The 19,791-nt window shown below is 52.2% G+C and carries 20 protein-coding genes; 18 read left to right on the top strand and 2 right to left on the bottom strand.

The window, feature by feature from the left end; translation table 11 throughout:
• Positions 1 to 86 precede the first annotated feature (86 nt).
• The 7 genes from H6F80_RS03270 to H6F80_RS03240 all read left to right on the top strand — a co-directional run bounded on the left by H6F80_RS03270 (position 87) and on the right by H6F80_RS03240 (position 8,560).
• Positions 87 to 395 carry a carbon dioxide-concentrating mechanism protein CcmK gene (locus H6F80_RS03270; RefSeq protein WP_190790180.1) on the top strand — a complete coding sequence of 103 codons (309 nt, stop codon included), beginning with the start codon at positions 87 to 89 and terminating at the stop codon, positions 393 to 395.
• Positions 396 to 514: 119 nt separating this feature from the next.
• Positions 515 to 856 (top strand): carbon dioxide-concentrating mechanism protein CcmK, encoded by a 342-nt coding sequence (locus H6F80_RS03265; protein ID WP_106173690.1) that lies wholly within the window; start codon positions 515 to 517, stop codon positions 854 to 856.
• A 21-nt stretch (positions 857 to 877) separates the two neighbouring features.
• Positions 878 to 1,180 (top strand): beta-carboxysome shell vertex protein CcmL, encoded by a 303-nt coding sequence (gene ccmL / locus H6F80_RS03260; protein ID WP_190790179.1) that lies wholly within the window; start codon positions 878 to 880, stop codon positions 1,178 to 1,180.
• A 359-nt stretch (positions 1,181 to 1,539) separates the two neighbouring features.
• The gene (gene ccmM / locus H6F80_RS03255) at positions 1,540 to 3,309 is read left to right on the top strand and encodes a beta-carboxysome scaffolding protein CcmM (RefSeq protein ID WP_190790178.1); all 1,770 of its coding nucleotides are present in this window, start codon (positions 1,540 to 1,542) and stop codon (positions 3,307 to 3,309) included.
• A 45-nt stretch (positions 3,310 to 3,354) separates the two neighbouring features.
• On the top strand, positions 3,355 to 4,074 hold the full coding sequence (gene ccmN / locus H6F80_RS03250; protein ID WP_190790177.1) for a beta-carboxysome scaffolding protein CcmN: 720 nt from the start codon (positions 3,355 to 3,357) through the stop codon (positions 4,072 to 4,074).
• Positions 4,075 to 4,156: 82 nt separating this feature from the next.
• Complete coding sequence (ccmO, locus tag H6F80_RS03245; RefSeq protein ID WP_199296341.1) at positions 4,157 to 4,912, top strand: beta-carboxysome assembly protein CcmO; 756 nt, start codon at positions 4,157 to 4,159, stop codon at positions 4,910 to 4,912.
• A gap of 6 nt (positions 4,913 to 4,918) precedes the next feature.
• Positions 4,919 to 8,560, top strand: coding sequence for a hydantoinase B/oxoprolinase family protein (locus tag H6F80_RS03240; protein ID WP_190790176.1), 3,642 nt, complete (start codon positions 4,919 to 4,921; stop codon positions 8,558 to 8,560).
• Positions 8,561 to 8,596: 36 nt separating this feature from the next.
• On the opposite strand, the gene H6F80_RS03235 is transcribed toward H6F80_RS03240, so the two are convergent.
• On the bottom strand, positions 8,597 to 9,934 hold the full coding sequence (locus tag H6F80_RS03235; protein WP_190790175.1) for a homoserine dehydrogenase: 1,338 nt from the start codon (positions 9,932 to 9,934) through the stop codon (positions 8,597 to 8,599).
• Positions 9,935 to 10,396: 462 nt separating this feature from the next.
• Between H6F80_RS03235 and H6F80_RS03230 the strand changes: the two genes are divergently transcribed.
• The gene (locus H6F80_RS03230; protein WP_190790174.1) at positions 10,397 to 11,002 is read left to right on the top strand and encodes a hypothetical protein; all 606 of its coding nucleotides are present in this window, start codon (positions 10,397 to 10,399) and stop codon (positions 11,000 to 11,002) included.
• An 83-nt stretch (positions 11,003 to 11,085) separates the two neighbouring features.
• On the opposite strand, the gene H6F80_RS03225 is transcribed toward H6F80_RS03230, so the two are convergent.
• Entirely contained in the window at positions 11,086 to 11,754 is a 669-nt protein-coding gene (locus H6F80_RS03225) for a response regulator transcription factor (RefSeq protein WP_190790173.1), read from the bottom strand.
• 241 nt (positions 11,755 to 11,995) lie between these two features.
• Between H6F80_RS03225 and H6F80_RS03220 the strand changes: the two genes are divergently transcribed.
• The 10 genes from H6F80_RS03220 (at position 11,996) to H6F80_RS03175 (ending at position 19,479) form a co-directional block, all read left to right on the top strand.
• Positions 11,996 to 13,012 (top strand): glycosyltransferase family 2 protein, encoded by a 1,017-nt coding sequence (locus tag H6F80_RS03220; protein ID WP_190790172.1) that lies wholly within the window; start codon positions 11,996 to 11,998, stop codon positions 13,010 to 13,012.
• A gap of 165 nt (positions 13,013 to 13,177) precedes the next feature.
• Positions 13,178 to 13,732 (top strand): DUF2808 domain-containing protein, encoded by a 555-nt coding sequence (locus H6F80_RS03215; protein WP_199296339.1) that lies wholly within the window; start codon positions 13,178 to 13,180, stop codon positions 13,730 to 13,732.
• An 82-nt stretch (positions 13,733 to 13,814) separates the two neighbouring features.
• Positions 13,815 to 13,955 (top strand): 50S ribosomal protein L34, encoded by a 141-nt coding sequence (rpmH, locus tag H6F80_RS03210; protein WP_190790171.1) that lies wholly within the window; start codon positions 13,815 to 13,817, stop codon positions 13,953 to 13,955.
• Between the two features lie 26 nt (positions 13,956 to 13,981).
• Complete coding sequence (rnpA, locus tag H6F80_RS03205) at positions 13,982 to 14,353, top strand: ribonuclease P protein component (RefSeq protein ID WP_190790170.1); 372 nt, start codon at positions 13,982 to 13,984, stop codon at positions 14,351 to 14,353.
• Positions 14,343 to 14,741 carry a PH domain-containing protein gene (locus H6F80_RS03200; protein WP_190790169.1) on the top strand — a complete coding sequence of 133 codons (399 nt, stop codon included), beginning with the start codon at positions 14,343 to 14,345 and terminating at the stop codon, positions 14,739 to 14,741. Before rnpA ends, H6F80_RS03200 begins: the two co-directional genes overlap by 11 nt.
• Before the next feature lie 168 nt (positions 14,742 to 14,909).
• Positions 14,910 to 16,151 (top strand): membrane protein insertase YidC, encoded by a 1,242-nt coding sequence (gene yidC / locus H6F80_RS03195; protein WP_190790168.1) that lies wholly within the window; start codon positions 14,910 to 14,912, stop codon positions 16,149 to 16,151.
• Positions 16,152 to 16,159: 8 nt separating this feature from the next.
• Positions 16,160 to 16,672, top strand: coding sequence for a Jag family protein (locus H6F80_RS03190; protein ID WP_190790167.1), 513 nt, complete (start codon positions 16,160 to 16,162; stop codon positions 16,670 to 16,672).
• Positions 16,673 to 16,815: 143 nt separating this feature from the next.
• Positions 16,816 to 17,316 carry a YceD family protein gene (locus tag H6F80_RS03185; protein WP_190790166.1) on the top strand — a complete coding sequence of 167 codons (501 nt, stop codon included), beginning with the start codon at positions 16,816 to 16,818 and terminating at the stop codon, positions 17,314 to 17,316.
• A gap of 159 nt (positions 17,317 to 17,475) precedes the next feature.
• Positions 17,476 to 18,993: a Ycf46 family AAA ATPase gene (locus H6F80_RS03180; RefSeq protein ID WP_190790165.1), complete on the top strand. Its 1,518-nt coding sequence runs from the start codon at positions 17,476 to 17,478 to the stop codon at positions 18,991 to 18,993.
• A 39-nt stretch (positions 18,994 to 19,032) separates the two neighbouring features.
• Positions 19,033 to 19,479: an SH3 domain-containing protein gene (locus tag H6F80_RS03175; RefSeq protein ID WP_190790164.1), complete on the top strand. Its 447-nt coding sequence runs from the start codon at positions 19,033 to 19,035 to the stop codon at positions 19,477 to 19,479.
• Positions 19,480 to 19,791: the final 312 nt, after the last annotated feature.

Raw genomic sequence — 19,791 nt, 5'->3', positions numbered from 1 at the left:
CCAATCGGTCATCCCGTGAAAATTTTCAGAGGCAGTTTTTAGAAATAGTTAGTGCCATTCTCGTTTTGCTGTACGGGAGACCAAGAATGCCGATTGCGGTTGGAATGATTGAGACGAAGGGCTTTCCTGCGGTCGTAGAAGCGGCAGACGCTATGGTGAAAGCGGCGCGGGTAACCCTAGTAGGCTATGAAAAGATTGGCAGTGGTCTTGTCACAGTGATTGTGCGAGGCGATGTCTCAGAAGTTCAAGCATCGCTTGCAGCTGGGATTGAGAGTGTCAACCGGGTGAACGGCGGACAAGTTGTTTCCACCCACATCATTGCTCGTCCTCACGAAAATCTGGAATATGTTTTGCCCATTCGCTATACCGAGGCGGTAGAGCAGTTCCGCTCCTAGCAGTTCGTTCAGCCTGATTTGCTGAGTTTGATTTGCTAGGTTCGATCGACGGCTGATCTCGGTCACGATCGTGTTTAACAAGGTTACGAAGACTCATTAACTGGAAGGGAGAAAGACTCATGGCTATTGCAGTAGGAATGGTAGAAACCCTCGGTTTTCCGGCGGTTGTCGAAGCAGCAGACGCAATGGTGAAAGCAGCTCGCGTCACGCTGGTGGGTTATGAAAAAATTGGCAGCGGTCGCGTCACAGTAATCGTTCGGGGTGATGTCTCCGAGGTTCAAGCTTCGGTCTCTGCCGGAATTGAGAACGTGAAGCGGGTGAACGGCGGGCAGGTTCTCTCTACTCACATCATTGCTCGTCCCCACGAAAACCTGGAGTACGTACTGCCGATTCGCTATACCGAAGCAGTCGAAGCATTCCGCGAAAGCGTGAGCGGTATCCGTCCTATCAGCCGTTCCTAAGCGATTCGTTCCTGATACCGAATGCAAATTGCTAAAGTCTGCGGTACGGTGGTTAGCACCCAAAAAGAGCAAAGCCTGACTGGTGTGAAATTTCTGCTCGTGCAGTTTATCGACAAGGAAGGGCAGCTTTTGCCAGAGTATGAAGTGGCTGCTGACAGCGTTGGGGCAGGAAATGATGAGTGGGTGCTTGTGAGTCGCGGTAGTGCAGCCCGACAAACCGAGCGGGGCGAATCGCGTCCCCTAGATGCGCTGGTTATCGGCATTATTGACACGGTGAGCGTCGATAATTTGCGCCTCTACAGCAAGCGAGACCAAGATCGATAAGTTGCCTTAAATCAGAGCCGTCTGTAAAAATGTGTCTCTGGTTTAAGGTGGCTTTCCGATCGATAGCTCAAGCCTTTGTCTTAAGTGATTCTTGGAAGTGTGGATTCAATTGGTAGTAAGCAAAGCATCCTACCTGTCTGGTTTGTGAAATAGATCTTTTGTTGAGCCGGACAGGCAAGGGTAACTGCTTTACAGAAGCTACAGCACGTTGAATCCTAAGTCTCCTCGATTCTCTGAACCAATAGTTTAAAGCAGCTATTCAGGCTTGTTTTGCTGACTGAATCTTGTCTTACACAACGCTGTTTTTAATTCTCTGGCAACGGCTTTCGCTGTTGTTTCAGATGGGAGAAATTTAATTTATGGTAGTCCGTGGCTCTGCCCCTCTCCCTACCCCTTGGTCGGAGAGTTTGGCACAACCCAGGATTGACGAGACTGCCTCTGTCCATTCCTTTTCCAATGTCATTGGAAATGTGGCGATCGGTGCAGACGCGCTGATTGCTCCTGGGACTTCTATTCGCGCTGACGAAGGGAGTCCTTTTTCCATCGGCGCGGGAAGCCATGTTCAGGATGGCGTGATTATTCATGGACTGAAGCAGGGGCGAGTTATCGGAGACGATGGGCAGGAGTATTCAGTCTGGATTGGCAGGAATACTTCGATCGCTCACATGGCTCTTGTTCATGGTCCGGTATATGTGGGTGACAACTGCTTCATCGGCTTTCGGTCAACACTTTTCAATGCGCGAATTGGGGCAGGCTGTGTCGTCATGATGCACGCACTGATTCAGGATGTTGAAATTCCTCCCGGCAAGTTTGTGCCTTCAGGGTCAATTATTACTCAGCAGCAGCAAGCCGATCGGTTGCCCAATGTCCAAACGGCTGACCTAGCGTTTGCCGCTCATTTGATGGGCATGAACCGTGCCCAACGATCGGGGCATCACGGTGCAAACACATGGACTCACTTTGCTCCGATGCGGCAGCAGTTAGAGCGGGTCTATCACAGTGATACCCACAGTGACCCCGGCGATCGTTCACGCGAATTCAGTTCTTCTAGCGATTCACAGGATCAAATGCAACATACTCGTTTAGCTCCGGCAGTGGTGGAGCAGGTTCGTCGGCTTCTCTCTCAAGGTCTTCGGATTGGCATGGAACATGCCGATGCGCGTCGATTTCAAACTAGCTCGTGGAGTAGCTGTACCCCAATTCAGTCTAATCACGAACAGGATGTGCTATCTGCGCTAGAAAGCTGCATTGCTGAGCATGGCGGCGAGTATGTGCGGGTCTTTGGCATTGATACTAAAACGAAGCAGCGAGTCTCTGAAATGACCGTGCAGCGTCCGGGCGATAAGCCTGCTCCGGTTAGTTCGCCTTCTAGCAGCTACAGCTCTAGTTCTTCCAGCTACGGCTCTGCTCCTTCTAGCAGCTACGGCTCTAGTTCTTCCAGCTACGGCTCTGCTCCTTCTAGCAGCTACGGCAGCTACGGATCGTCGGGAAGTAGTCATCTGAGTGCTGAAGTGGTGGAGAAAGTGCGTCAGCTCGTGGCACAGGGCTTCAAGATTGGCACAGAGCACGCCGATGCACGCCGATTCCGAACAAGCTCCTGGTATAGCTGCGTGCCTATTCAGGCATCACGGGAGTCTGAGGCGATCGCTGCCCTCGAAAGCTGCCTGGCTGAGCATAGCGGCGAGTATGTGCGGGTCTTTGGCATTGATACCCGGTCAAAGCAGCGCATTTCTGAAATGATCGTGCAGCGTCCGGGCGACACCGGGAACGGCAAAACCAGTGCGCCTGCACCCAGCAACTACCAGGCTCCCGTCAGCAACAACGGATACAGTACGCCTGCACCCAGTCAGCCTGCATCGGGAAGCGGCAAATTGAGCCGTGAAGTGGTGGATCAGGTCAGACAACTGCTAGCGCAGGGATATCGGGTTGCAGCAGAACACGCGGATACCCGTCGATTCCAGACCAGTTCCTGGAAAACCTGTGCGCCGATTCAGTCAAACCGTGAACAGGATGTGCTGTCGGCAATCGAAGGCTGTATGACAGAAAACGCAGGCGAGTATGTGCGGTTATTTGGCGTAGATATGAAGTCGAAGCGTCGCGTTGCGGAGGTCATCGTTCAGCGTCCATAGTGCCTTGATAAGGACACGATAGAACCTGGATGACGGTAACTAACTATGCCTCGCCCTCGCCCTGTCATTGACGACACCCATTTGTTCGTCAGTGGTGACGTTGTGATTCATCCGACTGCGACGATCGCGCCTGATGTGCTGCTGCAAGCCGATCCAGGTTGTGCGCTTGTAGTGGCTGCTGGAGCTTGTATTGGCACGGGTTCAGTTCTTCATGCTTATCAGGGACAACTGACGATCGAATCAGGCGCAACGCTGGGCAGCGGGGTGCTAGTGGTGGGGCAGGGAACGATCGGGGCAGAAGCCTGTATCGGCTCGATGAGTACGATCATTGATAGCTCGATCGAAGCGAATCAATCAGTCCCTCCGGGTTCTCTGATTGGGGACGGGAGCCGTCAGGTTGACCTGGCAGCGGTTCCTTCATCTAGCCCTCAGGCAAATTCCCCCATTCGCCCCCCAGCCAGCCCCCCAACTCCGCAAGTTGCCCCTAATTTTTCGCAGTCTACGCTTTTTGGAACGAATGGTGCAGTGCCGCCTGTGCCTTCTCCAAAAGCGAACGGGGCTGTCTCACCTGCGCCTCCGAACGCTTCATCCGATCCGCCTATCGCTTCTACAATCCAGCCTGTGCCTCCATCTAAGAAGGCAATGACGCAGATTTACGGTCAGGCGTATTTGGAGCGTATCATGGTCACCATGTTTCCTCATCGGCAACTGTTTGAGCCGCCCCCCAATCCACCCGAAAACTCGCCGGACTCCCCAGCAGGATAGGTGCGCTCTCTGAAAGACAAGCTATGCTTGGGGTGGAGATAGATTGCATTTCAGGTTTCACCATCCGCCTCCCAAGACTGCTATGACTTATTCAACCGGATCGTCCATGTACAGCGAGAGTGCCTTGGGGCTGGTTTCAACCCGCAGTTTTCCGGCGATCGTTGGCACTGCTGATATGATGCTTAAGTCCGCAGGTGTGCGGCTAGTAGGCTACGAAAAGATTGGGAGCGGCTACTGCACGGCGATTGTGCGGGGACGCATCTCTGATGTGCGGCTGGCGGTTGAGCAGGGAGCCGATATCGCAGAGCAGTTTGGTGAGCTCGTAGCAAAAGCAATTATTCCCCGTCCAATGCCGAATCTGGAAATGATTCTGCCGATTAGCGGTCAGCTTTCCCGCTTTGCTTCGGAGCAGGGAACCAGTCGGCTCAGCAATCTGGCGATCGGCTTATTGGAAACACGCGGTTTTCCGGCAATGGTGGGCGCGGCGGACGCGATGCTGAAATCGGCAGACGTGCTGCTGTCTTCCTACGAGGTAATTGGCGACGGGCTCTGCACCGTGATTGTTCGCGGACGGACGGCAGATGTGGCAGTCGCAGTCGAAGCCGGAATGCACGAAGCGGAGCGAATTGGTGAACTTCATGCGGTAATGGTCATTCCGCGTCCGCTGGAAGACCTGGAGGATACGCTGCCTGTCGCCAGCTGCTGGGTCGAGAAGAAGCAGCCGATCGCCCTTCCGATCAATCTCCGCCAAACTCAAAAAGAATTGGTAGAACAGCAGGTAGAACTGCCCGATCTTCAGCAAATGGTGGTGCCGGAGGAAGTCGAACGCGACGGATAAAAAATTATGACTTCTCAGCAAGGACGCTGGCAGTTTTGGATCGATCGAGGCGGCACGTTTACCGATGTTGTAGCGCAGCGTCCAGACGGTTCTCTGACGATTCACAAGCTGCTGTCTGAGAATCCCGATCGCTACAGCGACGCGCCTCTTCAAGGCATCCGCGAGGTAATGGGTCTTCCTGTAAACGTGCCGCTCCCTACGGCCCAAATTGCGGCAATTAAGATGGGAACCACCGTTGCGACCAACGCGCTGCTGGAACGCAAAGGCGATCGAACCGTGCTGCTGATCACGCAGGGATTTCGCGACGCGCTACGGATTGGCTATCAGAATCGCCCCAACATTTTTGCGCGGCAAATTATTTTACCGGAAATGCTTTATGAGCGCGTGATCGAAGTCGAGGAACGCTGTACAGCTCAAGGCGAAATTCTCGCGCCGCTTCATCCTACTCGTTTGACTGCCGATCTCCAAATTGCATACAACGCAGGAATTCGCGCCTGTGCAATCGTCTTAATGCATGGCTATCGCTATCCCGCCCATGAACAGCAGGTTGCTGACCTTGCAAAGGCGATCGGATTCACTCAAATTTCCGTTTCTCACCGAGTCAGTCCGCTGATGAAGCTAGTGAGCCGGGGAGATACCACGGTTGTTGATGCCTATTTGTCGCCGATTCTGAGGCGATATGTCGATCGCATTGCTGCTGAACTTCAGCAATCGGGCACTGGCTACAAGCCCGCGCTGATGTTTATGCAGTCAAATGGCGGGCTTACCGATGCTAGCCTGTTTCAGGGCAAAGACAGCATTCTCTCTGGTCCGGCAGGCGGCATTGTGGGAGCGGTGCAAACCAGTGCGAGAGCAGGATTTGACAAAATTATCGGCTTTGACATGGGTGGCACTTCAACCGATGTATCCCACTTCAACGGCGAGTATGAGCGGGTGTTTGAAACCGAGGTCGCAGGAGTCAGACTGCGTGCGCCGATGATGTCAATTCATACGGTTGCGGCAGGAGGCGGTTCGATTTTGCAGTTTGACGGTGCGCGCTATCGAGTCGGACCCCAATCGGCGGGAGCACATCCTGGACCTGCCTGCTATCGCAAAGGCGGACCCCTGACAGTGACAGACTGTAATGTAATGCTGGGTAGAATCCAGCCGCAGTTTTTCCCACAGGTTTTTGGGCAGGAGGGCAATCAGCCGATCGACTTCCAGATTGTGCAGCAACAATTCACTCATTTAGCGGCAGAAATTGCGGCAAAGACAGGGAGTGCTCAAACTCCTCAGCAAGTTGCCGAAGGATTTCTAACGATCGCGATTGACAAAATGGCAACCGCGATCAAAAAAATCTCGATCCAGCGCGGCTACGATGTGGCTCAATACACCCTTTGCTGTTTTGGGGGCGCAGGCGGACAGCACGCTTGTCGCATTGCAGACGCACTGGGCATACGTCAGGTGTTTCTCCATCCCTATGCTGGTGTACTCTCGGCTTACGGTATGGGCTTGGCAGATATCAGCACGATTCGCGAACAGGCGATCGAAGCCCGTCTTACCGATGAAGTACTATCGACCCTGACCGAAATTCTGAATAACCTCACCGCAGAAGCTCACACCGCCGTTCAGCAGCAGGGCATTTTGCCGGAGAATATTCGATCGCTTTCCAGAGTTCATCTGCGCTATGAAGGCACGGATTCTGCATTGGTTATTGACTTTGGCGATCGTCCAGCCATGCTGCGCCAGTACGAGTCGGCATATCAGCAACGATACGGGTTTGTGATGAAGAACAAACCCCTAATTGTAGAAGCAGTTTCAGTTGAAGCGATCGGTAAAACGACTACCCCGACCGAGCGGGTAACCGCTCCCCCACGGACTCAACCCCTTTACCCCACCTCAACGGTGCAGATGTACACTGGGGGCCAGGAACACAATACGCCCGTCTACCTGCGTGAGCAGCTTTGTGCCCACGATCGTCTCCTGGGACCAGCTCTGCTGATCGAAGCAACCAGTACGAACGTAATTGAACCCGGCTGGCTGGCAGTTCTAACCGAGAACAATCATTTGCTGCTGCAAAAGCAAACGGGTGTCAATGCTCAGCGCGAATCCCAAATCGACCTACCGCTCGCCAAGCCCGACCCGGTACTGCTGGAAATTTTTAATAATTTGGTGCGATCGATCGCTGAAGAAATGGGTGTGACGCTGCAAAACACCAGCTACTCTGTGAACATCAAGGAACGGCTGGATTTTTCCTGTGCCATATTCGATCGCAGTGGACAGTTAGTTGCTAACGCACCCCATATCCCAGTGCATTTGGGTTCGATGAGCGAAAGTGTCCAGAGCTTGATGACCGCAAAGGGCAACCGCTTGAAACCGGGCGATGTCTATGTACAAAATAATCCCTACAACGGCGGTACTCACTTGCCTGACATCACGGTGATCACACCCGTTTTTTTAGAAACTAATACACCGCAGTTTTACGTTGCCTCACGCGGACATCATGCTGATATCGGGGGAATCACACCTGGCTCAATGCCGCCGCATAGTCAAACGATCGAGCAGGAAGGCATTTTGATCGATAATTTTCTGTTGGTCGAACAGGGACAGTTTCGTGAAGCGGAGATGCGGCAATTGTTAAATACCGAAGCTTATCCGGCACGTAATCCCGACCAAAATATTGCCGACCTTCAGGCACAGGTGGCAGCGAACGAACGCGGTGTGCAAGAACTCCGGCGCATGGTGAGTCACTACGGGCTAGAAACGGTGCAAACCTATATGCAGTTCGTTCAGGATAATGCAGCCGAAGCAGTGCGGCGAGTCCTCAGTGTCCTTCAAGACGGCAGTTTTACTTACCCGATGGATGATGGCACTCAAATTCAGGTCAAAGTTACGATCGATCGCCCTCACCGTACAGCAACCGTTGACTTTACAGGGACTTCTCCGCAGCAGCCCAACAACCTCAATGCACCCCTCGCAATCTGCAAAGCGGTCGTTCTTTATGTGTTTAGAACGCTTGTTGAGGATGATATTCCCTTGAACGCAGGCTGTCTTCAGCCGCTCACGATCGTTGTCCCGGAAGGCAGCTTGCTGAATCCGCACTACCCCGCTGCCGTGGTTGCAGGCAATGTAGAAACTTCCCAGGCAATCGCCAATGCCCTTTATGGTGCGCTCGGAGTCATGGCAGCCGCACAGGGCACGATGAACAATTTCACGTTTGGCAACGATCGCTATCAGTATTACGAAACGATTTGCGGCGGGTCAGGAGCAGGCAAAACGTTCGATGGCACAGACGCAGTGCAAACCCACATGACCAATTCGCGCCTCACCGACCCAGAAGTGCTGGAATGGCGGTTTCCGGTGCTGCTCGAAAATTTTGCGATTCGTACCGGAAGCGGCGGAACGGGAACTCATCAGGGTGGCAATGGAGTAATTCGCTGTCTCCAGTTCCGGGAATCGATGACGGCAGCAATTCTGTCCAGCCATCGTGTGGTTTCTCCCTTTGGGTTAGCAGGCGGTCAGCCAGGGGCGATCGGACGCAATTCAGTCGTGCGATCGACCGGTGAAACGGAACTTTTAAGCGGTAGAGCCGAAGTCACGATGAATCCAGGCGATCAGTTTAGGATTGAAACGCCCGGTGGCGGAGGATATGGCAATCCCTCAAATTAAACTCTGGCTTACCCAGATTGAACCCTGGCTCAGCAGTTAAAGAACGCGCAGTACACTTGCGATCGTCTGCACTGACTCCATCGATCGAATTTCCGCCAGTGCCTCCCGGAAGTTGGCTTCTCGAACATAGTGCGTGATTACCACGATTTCTGCGGAATCATCGCGCATTCCGGTTTGCACCACCGATTCCAGGCTCACCTCGTGGTTGCCAAAACAGGTTCCGAGCTTCCCAATCACGCCCGGACTATCCTGGGTTAAAACCCGTGCATAAAATCGTGTTACCAGTTCATCGATCGGCGTGATTTTGCTGTAATGCTGATGGGAGCAGGCAAGCAACGGATCAAGCAAAGGTTTGCCATTGGGCTGCACAACCGTTTCGCGTCCTACTTTCAGAATGGCAGCAATATTAAGAATATCGGCGACGACTGCGCTGGCGGTTGGTCCTGACCCTGCCCCAGGACCGAAAAACATCACCTGCCCCACAGGTTCACCTTCGATCAAAATCGCGTTATAGACGCCATTTACGCTGGCAAGCGGGTGGCTCTTGGGAACCAGTGTCGGGTGAACCCGCACCTGCAACTGCTCTAGTTCATCTGTTTTAACAGCATCTTTAACAGCATCCCGCTTCGCCGTTGCCAGTAGCTTGATCACAAAGCCAAGCTTTTCTGCGTAGGCAATATCCGCTGCACTGACCGATCGAATTCCTTCGCAGTAGACTTCGGGTAGCTTGATTCGCCCCCCAAACGCCAGCGATGCCAGAATTGCCACTTTATCGGCTGCGTCGAGTCCATCAACGTCTGCTGTTGGATCAGCTTCGGCATACCCTAATCGCTGAGCGTCTGCCAGTACATCATGAAAATCACTGCCTTCCGCTTGCATCCGGCTCAAAATATAGTTTGTGGTGCCGTTCACAATCCCAATGACTGTCTGAATTCGGTTGGCACAAAGCGATTGTTTTAACGGCTCAATCACCGGAATGCCGCCCGCAACCGCCGCCTCAATCAACACATAAACCCCAGCCGCATTTGCTGCCGTAAAAATCTCATCCCCATAACGAGCGATCGCCGCCTTATTGGCAGTGACAACGTGCTTGCCGTGGGCAATTGCCTTCAACATTAAGGAACGCGCAGGCTCTAAGCCCCCCATCACCTCAACGACAATATCAATTTCTGGATCGGTGACGATCGATTCTAAATCAGTCGTGAGTTGCTCTGCGGGCAGATCGACCGACCTGGCTCTATCGAGCGATCGAACACCTACACGATGGATTTGCAGCTCTTGCAGCAAGGGATGTCGCTGCGCCGGATCAAGCAGAATCGCGGCTGTGCCTGAACCGACTGTTCCTAATCCCAATAAGCCAACCTTAAATGCCACGGGCAATCACTCACTCAAACAGGTCTACCTGACAATTGTAGGCGGGTGCGGCATCAGAAGCAGCACCTTAATCTCATCCTCAGTCGTCAAGATGCTGCTTTAGAGAAGCGATTGCAGATCTCCTGCAGAATCTCCGTAACCTCCACCCCTCTCACAAGTAAAAACCTCTTGTTGTCAGGCAATCTTCATATCTCCTTAAAAATCTCTTGATGATCACCCATGCCCAGCCGAAGTTGAATGCAATAAGATGGAGGTATCATCGAATCGATAAGGCAGCGATTTTGCCGCAGATGCTGTCTAGGGCAGCAGTTGTTTTAGGCAATCGGTAACTTCAGGCGATCGGTAAGGTGTTCCTGCAAAATCTGTCCGGTAAACGTCCGGTAAAAGGGTGTTCCAAGAGGGTGTTGCAAAAGTGTATTGCATGAATTGCCTGCCTCAGGCAAGCCACGGGAGCTGATTGAGATGGACAGCGAAACTCGGCAGTATTATCAGGTTCCCTCACGAGAGAGTCCTTTCTATGCTGTCTCAACCAACCGAACAATGAACAGCTGCAATCCGCCTCACGGCAGCGCGATCGATTTCATGCCAGAACTCGACTACCCGCCCCAGCTTGAAGATGAGGCAGCAGAGCAAATTTTAGAGCGGTTGCGTCAGGGTCAACTCTGGATTGTAAACAGTCGGCGACGCAACGGACTCATTTTATGTAAAGAGTTTCATGCCGAGTTTGCAGGACCAGGGGCAGCGATCGGCAGCATTTTCGATCAAGACTGTCAGCGCGTTATTCCCGTTGGAAACCTCTCTTTGCTGCGTCCTGAACATCACAAGGATCGCCAGAATGCCTACTTGATCCGGCGACAGTGGATCAAGCTTACCCAGCAGTCTACTGACCAGTCGGAGCCGGATAAGCGCGCCCAGATGGTCTTAACCCAATTTGAAACCTACTTTGATCAAGAAACGATCGCCCGCATCCCGGATGAGATTTTTGCTCTGCTAGTTGGGGTACTGCCTTACTCGATTCGTAAGACTCGTCGTACTCCGGGCAAGCTTAACATAAAGGTCAAAACCTGAGCAGCATTCGGTTTGCGGTAGATTTGGTCAACTTCCGTTGGAATTGAGCAAGCGAAAAATAGCTTTTGCTCAGTCAACTTTGCTTAGTCAACTAAGTGATGCTCCATTGCATAGCGCACCAGTTCTGCTCGATTGTTCGCTTCAGTTTTTCTCAGTAGGCTGCTCACATATTTCTCGATCGTACGCGGGCTCAGGTGGAGCTGCTCTCCGATCTGGTTATTCGACAATCCCTCGGATAGCAGGGAAAGAACTTCGATTTCGCGGCCTGTAAAATCTAATAGCTGCTGACGCGAAGCAGGCGGTTGAATTACAGGCTGCACAGCCGTATCTGTTTCTGATCTTCCCACCGTTGCCTGAGATCGCCACTCGGTTGCAATGAGCTGCGATCGTTCCAGCAAATTGCGAACAACGGCTCCCAGTTCTTCTAGCTCAAATGGTTTAGCAAGATAGGCATCACCCCCTAGCTGATAGCCACGAATTCGCTCCTGGGTATCGCTTCTGGCGGTCAGGAAAATCACAGGCAGCAGCCGGAATTCTGGCTTGAGACGCACCTGACGAACGAGTTCGTAGCCGTCCATTTGCGGCATTGTTACGTCTGTGACGAGCAAGTGCGGTCTGTAGTGACCGACCAAATCTAGTGCCTTTGCCCCATTGTCTGCTGCAATTACCGAATAGCCCTTGAGCTCAAGATAATCACTGACCGCAAGACAAGTTCCTGGATCGTCGTCGGCAACAAGAATTGTCAGGGGCATGAAGAATAACCTCTTGACATGACTTCTGACCTGGATAGAGTCAGAGATGAACTATATTTCATTGTGACTGCTGGAACTGTATCGTTTCTTCAGTTCTATGATGTATTTTGCCACGCCCTTTTGACTAGAAATGGCACTCAATCATCGGCTGCTGCGTCCTACAAGCAGATTGAGATCTTTCCATCTATGCAGTTTCATGCTGAGAATGGAATACTACCTGGGAGAGGAGTTTAAAAAAGCTATGAGTTCATCCTTGTTGTCGGGCAATGCGAAGGAACGGGTTGTGTTACCCAGTCAGCCGCTGGACGTCTCTGCGGTCGTGCCGCTCTACAACGAGGTGGAAAGCCTACCTGTGCTGATGGAGACGATCGCCCGAACGCTGCAAGACAATCAGCTCTCCTATGAAATTATCTGTGTTGATGATGGCTCAAAGGATGGCTCGACCGAGCTGCTAAAGCAAATGGCTCAGGAGCGGACGGACCTAAAAGCAGTGCTGCTGCGTCGCAACTACGGTCAAACTGCAGCAATGGCAGCCGGGTTCAACCAGGCGCGGGGTCGAGTAATTATTACGTTAGATGCTGATTTGCAAAACGATCCGGCTGATATCCCCAATCTTCTAGCAAAGCTGGCAGAAGGATATGACTTGGTGAGCGGTTGGCGCAAGCAGCGGCAGGATGCCATGATGACTCGCCTGATTCCTTCTCGCATTGCGAACTGGCTGATTGGTCGAGTGACAGGCGTGCAGATTCACGACTATGGCTGTTCACTGAAGGCTTATCGATCGGAACTCGTGATCGATATGAATCTGTATGGTGAGTTGCACCGCTTTCTACCCGCTCTAGCATTTATTGAGGGAGCCAGAATCGCTGAGATTCCGGTTCGGCATCATGCCCGCCGCTTTGGACAGAGTAAATACGGCTTGGGGCGCACATTTCGCGTTTTGATGGATTTGCTCACCATCTTTTTTATGAAGCGATTTCTCACCCGGCCCATGCACGTTTTTGGCTGGTTTGGCTTGATCTCAATGCTGCTAGGCATAGCAACCGGACTCTACCTGACCTTTGTCAAGTTTGCACTGGGGCAAAGTATTGGCGATCGCCCTTTGCTGTTTCTGGCAGTCGTGTTGTTCTTAACGGGAGTACAGCTTTTTAGCTTTGGGCTTTTGGCAGAGCTGCTGATGCGAACCTATCATGAGTCTCAAAAGCGTCCGATCTACCGAATTCGAGAAATCGTCGGGACATCGGGGTCTCTGCCATAGCGATGTCGCTTGGGTGGAATACTCTAAACGCCTTGCAGAGGCTTGTGCCAGTCCTTGGATACGTCCGATCGCGCACGCGGAACTTCACGAATTTTGATAGAGTCTTTAGGTGAATTAAGACTTGCTAACATTCCTGGCAATGTAGCTGTAAATCATTCCTAACCTATGAAACGCCAAACTTCTCCAATGCTTCGTCTTTTTGCCGCTCTAGCAGCAAGTAGCTGTCTCCTGACCGGGCTAGCTGCAACCGCTCTGGCTCAGGGAGGTCCGGGGTTAACGATTTTTAGTGGCGTAAGCCGGGAAAATCAGCTCAGCTATCGGCAGGACTACTATGGTAGACCGGGAACTCGCGATCGGTACTATCTCAATATTCCAGCCACCAAAATGACGTTTGCGGTATCTGAATTTGCCGTCACTTACCCCGAAACTTATGGGGGCAGATTTGACCCAGAGCGGGTCGAAGTCACGTCAAACGGCGAGAAAATTGCGATCGAGGATGTGGTATGGGATCAGGATAACCGGGTGCTGGAAATTTACCCTCAGGAACCTGTTCCGGCAGATACCCGGGTGCAAATCATTTTGTCTAACGTACGGAACCCCAACCGTCCGGGAACTCACTATTTCAATGCAATGGTGCGCTCTCCGGGCGATCTGCCGATGATGCGCTATGTGGGAACCTGGATTCTTAGCATCAACAACCAGGGCAGTGCATCTCGCTAGCCTTCTTGCTTCCCGGCAACGGGGTGGTATGATTAGAAATCGTGGCTTTTTAGATCTTTAGAATTGCTGGGAGCAAAGCGGTATGACTAAGCGCACCCTGGAAGGAACTCGCCGGAAGCGCAGACGGGTTTCTGGTTTTCGGACAAGAATGCGAACCAAGAATGGACAGCGTGTGATTAAGGCGCGGCGGCAGAAAGGTCGGGAAAAACTTTCTGTTAGTTAGACGCGATCGTCAATGGATGGGCTGACGTGGCTCTGCCTGGATGCCATCGGCTTAAACATCGTGATGACTTTAGCAGAGTCTATCAGTCGGGTCTACGGCGATCGACTGCTAATTTGACGTTGAGAGCTTTGCGTTTGCCGGCTGCGCTAAATTCAGAGGCAGTTCGCTGTGCCCGGATTGGGATTTCGATCAGCCAAAAAGTGAGTAAGCGGGCAGTAGTGCGAAACCGGATTAAGCGGCAAATTCATGCTGTATTCCGGCAGTTTCTTCCCGCTTTGGTTCCAGGCTGGATGCTGGTTATTGTGGTAAAACCCAGCGCAACTCAGTGCGGTTATGAACAATTTCTGCAAGAATTAAAGCAGCTATTGACAAGTGCTGAGGTATGGCATGGCGATTAAGGAAGAAGTCTATTACGAGGGCGGTCCTCATATCGGCGAGCTAATTACGAATATTCTGCTAGGCTTCACAGTGATATGCCTGCCGCTTACGGTTGGCGCGATCGTTCGTGCCCTCTGGCTTCGCTATCGCATTACCGATCGCCGAATCTCGGTAACAGGCGGCTGGATGGGTCGCGATCGAGCTGATTTTATCTACTCGGAAGTCGCCAAAATTGTGACTGTACCGCGAGGATTGGGAGCCTGGGGCGATATGGTGATTACGCTCAAGGACGGCAGCCGGATTGAGCTGCGAGCAGTGCCCAAGTTCCGAGAAGTGTATGGCTACATTAGTGAAAAAATTCCAGCAAGAGCGCGGAACATCAGCGGCGGGCTAGGTACGTCGAAGTAATTGCTCCGAGGGCAGGAGATGCTTTGAGTCTGAGACTCTGCGGGAAAATCCCGACCCTGTTGCTCAGATAATAGCTCCTTGCCTCTTCGGTTTTCTCTACTCATAATCGCTCACAATTTCGGTACGCTAGACTTGGACTCACTCGAAGGACGCAGGTAGACAAAGCGCATGGACTTTGGTGTCGGATTTTTATCAAACAATGTAATGCTGCCGATCCTGGATTTCTTTTACGGGATTGTGCCTAGCTATGGTCTGGCGATCGTCGCCCTGACCCTGGTAATTCGTTTTGCGCTCTATCCTTTGAGTGCAGGTTCAATTCGCAGTATGCGTCGGATGCGAGTTGCTCAACCTGCCATGCAAAAGCGGGTCAAAGAAATCCAGGAACGCTACAAGGACGACCCTGCAAAGCAGCAGGAGGAAATGAGCAAAACCTATAAGGAATTTGGCAATCCGCTGGCGGGATGTTTTCCCGTTCTGGTGCAGATGCCTGTCCTGTTTGCGCTGTTTGCCACCTTGCGTGGGTCGCCATTCTCTGACGTGAACTACAACGTTAACGTGCAGATTTTGCCGCGTGAGCAGATCGAGCAGATTCAGCCCCAAGCTTTTACCACGAATCCTCAAAATATTTATATTGCGGACGGAGTTCACGTTCCGGTCGCGGCACTGCTTGCAGGTGGAAATAAGCTTGCAATCGGTGAGAAAACGCCAATTCTGTTTCAAACTTCTGAGGGTAAATCGCTGAAAGAAGTGCTGGCGGAGTATCCTGAAACCGAGCTGAAGCCAAGCTGGAAGATTACCAAAGGCGAAGATCTGGTTCGCATTGATGAAAATGGTAGCCTGGAAGCACTCCAGCCCGGTGAAGCTACACTGCAAGGAATAATGCCCGGACTGGCAGCCAACAAAGGCTTCTTGTTTATCAAAGCTCTGGGACGAGTTGGCGCAACCGATCCAGATGGCAGCATTAATTGGGATATTGTCGGCATGGTGGTGTTCTTCGGACTCAGCCTGTACGTCAACCAGCTCATCTCAGGACAGGGACCGAACTCGAATCCGCAGCAGCAGACGGTCAACCGGATTACACCTGTGATATTCTCCGGGATGTTTCTGTTCTTCCCGCTGCCTGCCGGGGTACTGATGTATATGGTGATTGCCAACATTTTCCAAACCCTGCAAACTTGGATTCTTTCCAGAGAACCCCTGCCGGAAAATTTGCAAAAGCTGGTGGAGGCTGAAGAAAAAGCGCAGGGCAACGGTCGAGAAGCTTTACCGTTTGAGCCAGTTCGTTCTAAAAAAGAACTGGAGGAACCTAAGAAAGAAACGGCTAAGAAGGATGCGCCTAAATCCGAAAACAAGTCTGTGAATAAGACTGCAAAGAAAGACACTGGGCGCACCGACAAGAAAAAAGGTTAGGGGCTGCTATGGATGACACCTCAGTTCAGCACGGCAAACAATGGCTGGAAGAATTGCTGACCATGGCGGGACTGCCCGCCTCTGTTGAAGTGAATGCAGATAAGCTCAGCACGGAGGGGAGTTGCTGGCTGACGATCGACGATCGCACCCTGTCTCCTGTCCAGGTTGAGTCGCTGCTAGGAACGGATGGGGCTGTTCTAGACGCAATTCAGTATCTTGCGAATACTACGCTGAACTTAGGGCATCCAGAAGAGCAGCAAACCGCGTTTACAGTGGAGCTGGGAGGATATCGGGTACGACGGCAAACTGAGCTTCAGGCTCTTGCCGATCGTGCGATAGAGCAGGTGCGCGAAAGCGGTGAGGAATACGAGTTGACTGCCCTTTCATCCGCAGAACGCCGACAGGTACATACCTATCTGAAAGAATTCACTGACCTGGAAACCTTTAGCCGGGGGCGAGAACCCGATCGCCGCTTAGTGATTCGTCTGCACCAGATTGAAGCGGAGCCTGCTGAAGAGTAACCCTCATTCTGGGTAAACCCGAATCGCCCCGGTCGGAAAATACTCAACGTTTTTGATAAACAGTGCTTGTTAAACTGATGAAAAGAGCTGAGGCAGGATTGCTGTTTCTGTCGTGGCTCTAATTCGTGTTAAAGGGACTGATTATGGAACGGATCTACATCCCGCAGCTTCTAAAGGCAGTTGAACAAACCGAAACGATTTCTGTACGCGAGCACCTGCGCGAGCTGGAAACGCTGACTCCGGTGCAGGGCTTTGTTAAAGTGAGCCATCGGTCAGGCTATCTGGAAGTGCGTGCCCAGGCAGAAGCGATCGTAACGCTGACCTGCGATCGCTGTCTTCAGCAGTACAATCATCGGCTTGTGGTAGATGCTTCTGAGGTGATCTGGCTTCAAGAGCGAATTGAGCCTGAAGAAGAGGGCGCAGAGGTCGAAGTTGCCTTTGACGATCTGGTCGAAACGCTGCCGCCCAACGGATTTTTTGCGCCTGAAACCTGGCTGTATGAGCAGTTTTGTCTGGCTCTGCCACAGCGTCAGCTTTGTGATCAGCAGTGTCAGGGTATTCAAATTCAGGAGAACAGTGAGACGTCGGGGACAGTCGATCGGCGTTGGGCATCGCTGGAAGCCTTACGCAACCATCTACCCTAGTAGCAGCCGTCCTGTGCGGCAGGAAAATCAGCAGTTAGAACCGGAAGCGGATTGATTTCTAAGAGTGAATTGGTAGAGTGAAGTGGAGACTTTTCGTATAGCGATTTGCCTCAACTGTGAATCACTTCATCTGAACCGCTCACTAGGCTCTGACTGCTGATGGCTTTTAATGACGAGTTTGAACTGCTGCTGCGTGCCCGCTATTCCATCATTTACATTCCGACACGCGAAGAAGAACGGGTTGAAGCTGCCATTGTCGAATCTGCAAAACGGCAGGGCAACCGGGGTGTTTATTTCTGGGATTTTGTAGACGGCTATCAAGGTAATCCCAACGATACGGGCTTTGGAAAACGCAATCCTGTTCAGGCACTAGAATTTGTAGAAAAGCTGCCTGCGACGGTTCCTGCCGTTTTTGTGCTAAGAGATTTTCATCGGTTTCTCGAAGATGTTTCAGTGGCGCGGAAGCTGCGAAACTTGTCGCGTTTGCTGAAGTCTCAGCCGAAGAACATTGTGCTGCTGTCGCCCCAGCTCTCAATTCCTGAAGACTTAGGCGAAGTGCTGACCGTCCAGGAATTTCCCCTGCCCGAAACCGAGGAGATTCGAACAGAACTCAATCGCCTTTTACCTGCAACTGGGCAAACGCTGGACGCAAAAATGCTGGATGAACTGGTGCGTTCCTGTCAGGGACTTTCAATGGAGCGAATTCGCCGCGTTTTGGCAAAAGCGATCGCCAGTCGAGGAACCCTTCAGGAGGAAGATGTCGAGCTGGTGCTGGAAGAAAAGCGGCAAACCATTCGCCAGACCCAGATCCTTGACTTTTATCCAGCAACCGAGCGAATTTCTGACATTGGTGGACTGGATAACCTGAAGGACTGGCTATTACGGCGGGGCGGAGCCTTTACCGAGCGGGCGCGTCAGTATGGCTTACCCCATCCCAGAGGGCTGCTGCTGGTCGGCATCCAGGGAACTGGGAAGTCCCTGACGGCAAAGGCGATCGCCCATCACTGGCATTTGCCTCTGCTGCGACTGGATGTGGGTCGTTTGTTTGGAGGTTTGGTGGGAGAGTCGGAACTGCGAACCCGACAGATGATTCAGCTTTCGGAGGCTCTGGCTCCCTGCATTCTCTGGATTGACGAAATCGATAAAGCGTTTGCCGGTGTTGATGGTAGAGGCGATTCGGGAACCACGAGCCGTGTTTTTGGTACGTTTATTACCTGGTTAGCCGAAAAGAAATCTCCAGTGTTTGTTGTCGCGACGGCGAATAATATTCAGGCTTTGCCGCCCGAAATGCTGCGGCGCGGACGGTTTGACGAAATTTTCTTTGTGGGGCTTCCCAGCCAGGAAGAGCGAAAATCCATCTTTGCCGTGCATCTTTCGCGCCTGCGTCCCCACAACTTGAAGAGTTATGACCTCGATCGCCTTGCCTATGAAACCCCTGACTTTTCTGGGGCAGAAATTGAGCAAATTTTAATCGAAGCTATGCACCTGGGCTTTAGCCAGAACCGAGACTTCACGACAGAAGATATTTTAGAAGCTGCTAGTCAGCTCATTCCCCTGGCGCGTACTGCTCAAGACCAGATTCGGATTTTGCAAGACTGGGCAGAAAACGGCAGAGTGCGGCTTGCCTCTCGCCTTAATAGTTTAGGTAGCAGAATTCAGCAACAGTCCATACAATAGGGTGTCGTTGAGTTCACCTTTGAGATTGGGGATTGCACGATGAGTTTGACCAATATCAGTCAGTTTGTGTTGGGAGTTACGCTGGCGATCGGGCTACTGTTTGCTTCGGGCATGGCGGCTACTCGATATCTGCTCACTCGCGTCGCGACTCCGCCGCCCAGACCGACGTTTCCTAATGATCCGTCTCCGTCTCCGATTGCTCCGCCTGCTGTTCCGTCTGCGGCTGCCAGTCCTGCTGCCCCTGCTGCTTCTCCTGCCGCGAGTCCCAGTCCGGCAACGGAGGGATTTGCTGCCCGGGTTAATCAGCCGATCGGTTTAATTTTGCGGCAGGAAGCCAGTGCAGATGCAGCTCAAATTGGCGGAGTTGACTTTAATCAACAGGTCACGGTTTTGCAGGACAGCCCGGATGGCGGATGGCAAAAAATTCGGCTGACGGATGGCAGTGAAGGCTGGGTCAAAGGCGGCAATACAGAGCGCATCAACTAATTTGATCCCCCTTCCTAGCCTTGAGGGTGTCTTACTATTTAATCATTCGTCCAGACAGCAGCAGTTCCATTTGAATTGGGCTTTCTAGGGCGATGGCTTCCTCCTGTTTTCAGAGCTTTTGGTAGCGCGTGAGCAGGGGCACTGCCTGAGTTACATCTTGGAGAATCCGATCGCGAATCGTTCTAACTAAAATATTCCTAACTAAAATATTCGAGTTTGCCGTTGAATTCCTAGTTGCTTTACTCTCTACGCCCCGCCCCCTAAGCCGTACTCGATCGCACCATCCGACTCAGCACATTAAAATTACTGTCC

This window comes from Leptolyngbya sp. FACHB-711 (genome assembly GCF_014695615.1).
Classification (GTDB): Bacteria; Cyanobacteriota; Cyanobacteriia; order Elainellales; family Elainellaceae; genus Leptolyngbya_A.
Note: the sequence above shows the minus strand (reverse complement) of the source record. Positions and strands in the feature narration are given on the sequence as shown.

Coding starts and splice junctions, on each gene's coding strand:
- ccmN (WP_190790177.1), top strand. CDS start 3,355: ATGCCTCGCCCTCGCCCTGTCATTGACGACACCCATTTGTTCGTCAGT.
- H6F80_RS03220 (WP_190790172.1), top strand. CDS start 11,996: ATGAGTTCATCCTTGTTGTCGGGCAATGCGAAGGAACGGGTTGTGTTA.
- H6F80_RS03265 (WP_106173690.1), top strand. CDS start 515: ATGGCTATTGCAGTAGGAATGGTAGAAACCCTCGGTTTTCCGGCGGTT.
- H6F80_RS03175 (WP_190790164.1), top strand. CDS start 19,033: ATGAGTTTGACCAATATCAGTCAGTTTGTGTTGGGAGTTACGCTGGCG.
- yidC (WP_190790168.1), top strand. CDS start 14,910: ATGGACTTTGGTGTCGGATTTTTATCAAACAATGTAATGCTGCCGATC.
- rpmH (WP_190790171.1), top strand. CDS start 13,815: ATGACTAAGCGCACCCTGGAAGGAACTCGCCGGAAGCGCAGACGGGTT.
- H6F80_RS03190 (WP_190790167.1), top strand. CDS start 16,160: ATGGATGACACCTCAGTTCAGCACGGCAAACAATGGCTGGAAGAATTG.
- H6F80_RS03225 (WP_190790173.1), bottom strand. CDS start 11,754: ATGCCCCTGACAATTCTTGTTGCCGACGACGATCCAGGAACTTGTCTT.
- ccmM (WP_190790178.1), top strand. CDS start 1,540: ATGGTAGTCCGTGGCTCTGCCCCTCTCCCTACCCCTTGGTCGGAGAGT.
- H6F80_RS03200 (WP_190790169.1), top strand. CDS start 14,343: ATGGCGATTAAGGAAGAAGTCTATTACGAGGGCGGTCCTCATATCGGC.
- H6F80_RS03270 (WP_190790180.1), top strand. CDS start 87: ATGCCGATTGCGGTTGGAATGATTGAGACGAAGGGCTTTCCTGCGGTC.
- H6F80_RS03215 (WP_199296339.1), top strand. CDS start 13,178: ATGAAACGCCAAACTTCTCCAATGCTTCGTCTTTTTGCCGCTCTAGCA.
- H6F80_RS03240 (WP_190790176.1), top strand. CDS start 4,919: ATGACTTCTCAGCAAGGACGCTGGCAGTTTTGGATCGATCGAGGCGGC.
- ccmL (WP_190790179.1), top strand. CDS start 878: ATGCAAATTGCTAAAGTCTGCGGTACGGTGGTTAGCACCCAAAAAGAG.
- ccmO (WP_199296341.1), top strand. CDS start 4,157: ATGACTTATTCAACCGGATCGTCCATGTACAGCGAGAGTGCCTTGGGG.
- H6F80_RS03180 (WP_190790165.1), top strand. CDS start 17,476: ATGGCTTTTAATGACGAGTTTGAACTGCTGCTGCGTGCCCGCTATTCC.
- H6F80_RS03185 (WP_190790166.1), top strand. CDS start 16,816: ATGGAACGGATCTACATCCCGCAGCTTCTAAAGGCAGTTGAACAAACC.
- H6F80_RS03230 (WP_190790174.1), top strand. CDS start 10,397: ATGGACAGCGAAACTCGGCAGTATTATCAGGTTCCCTCACGAGAGAGT.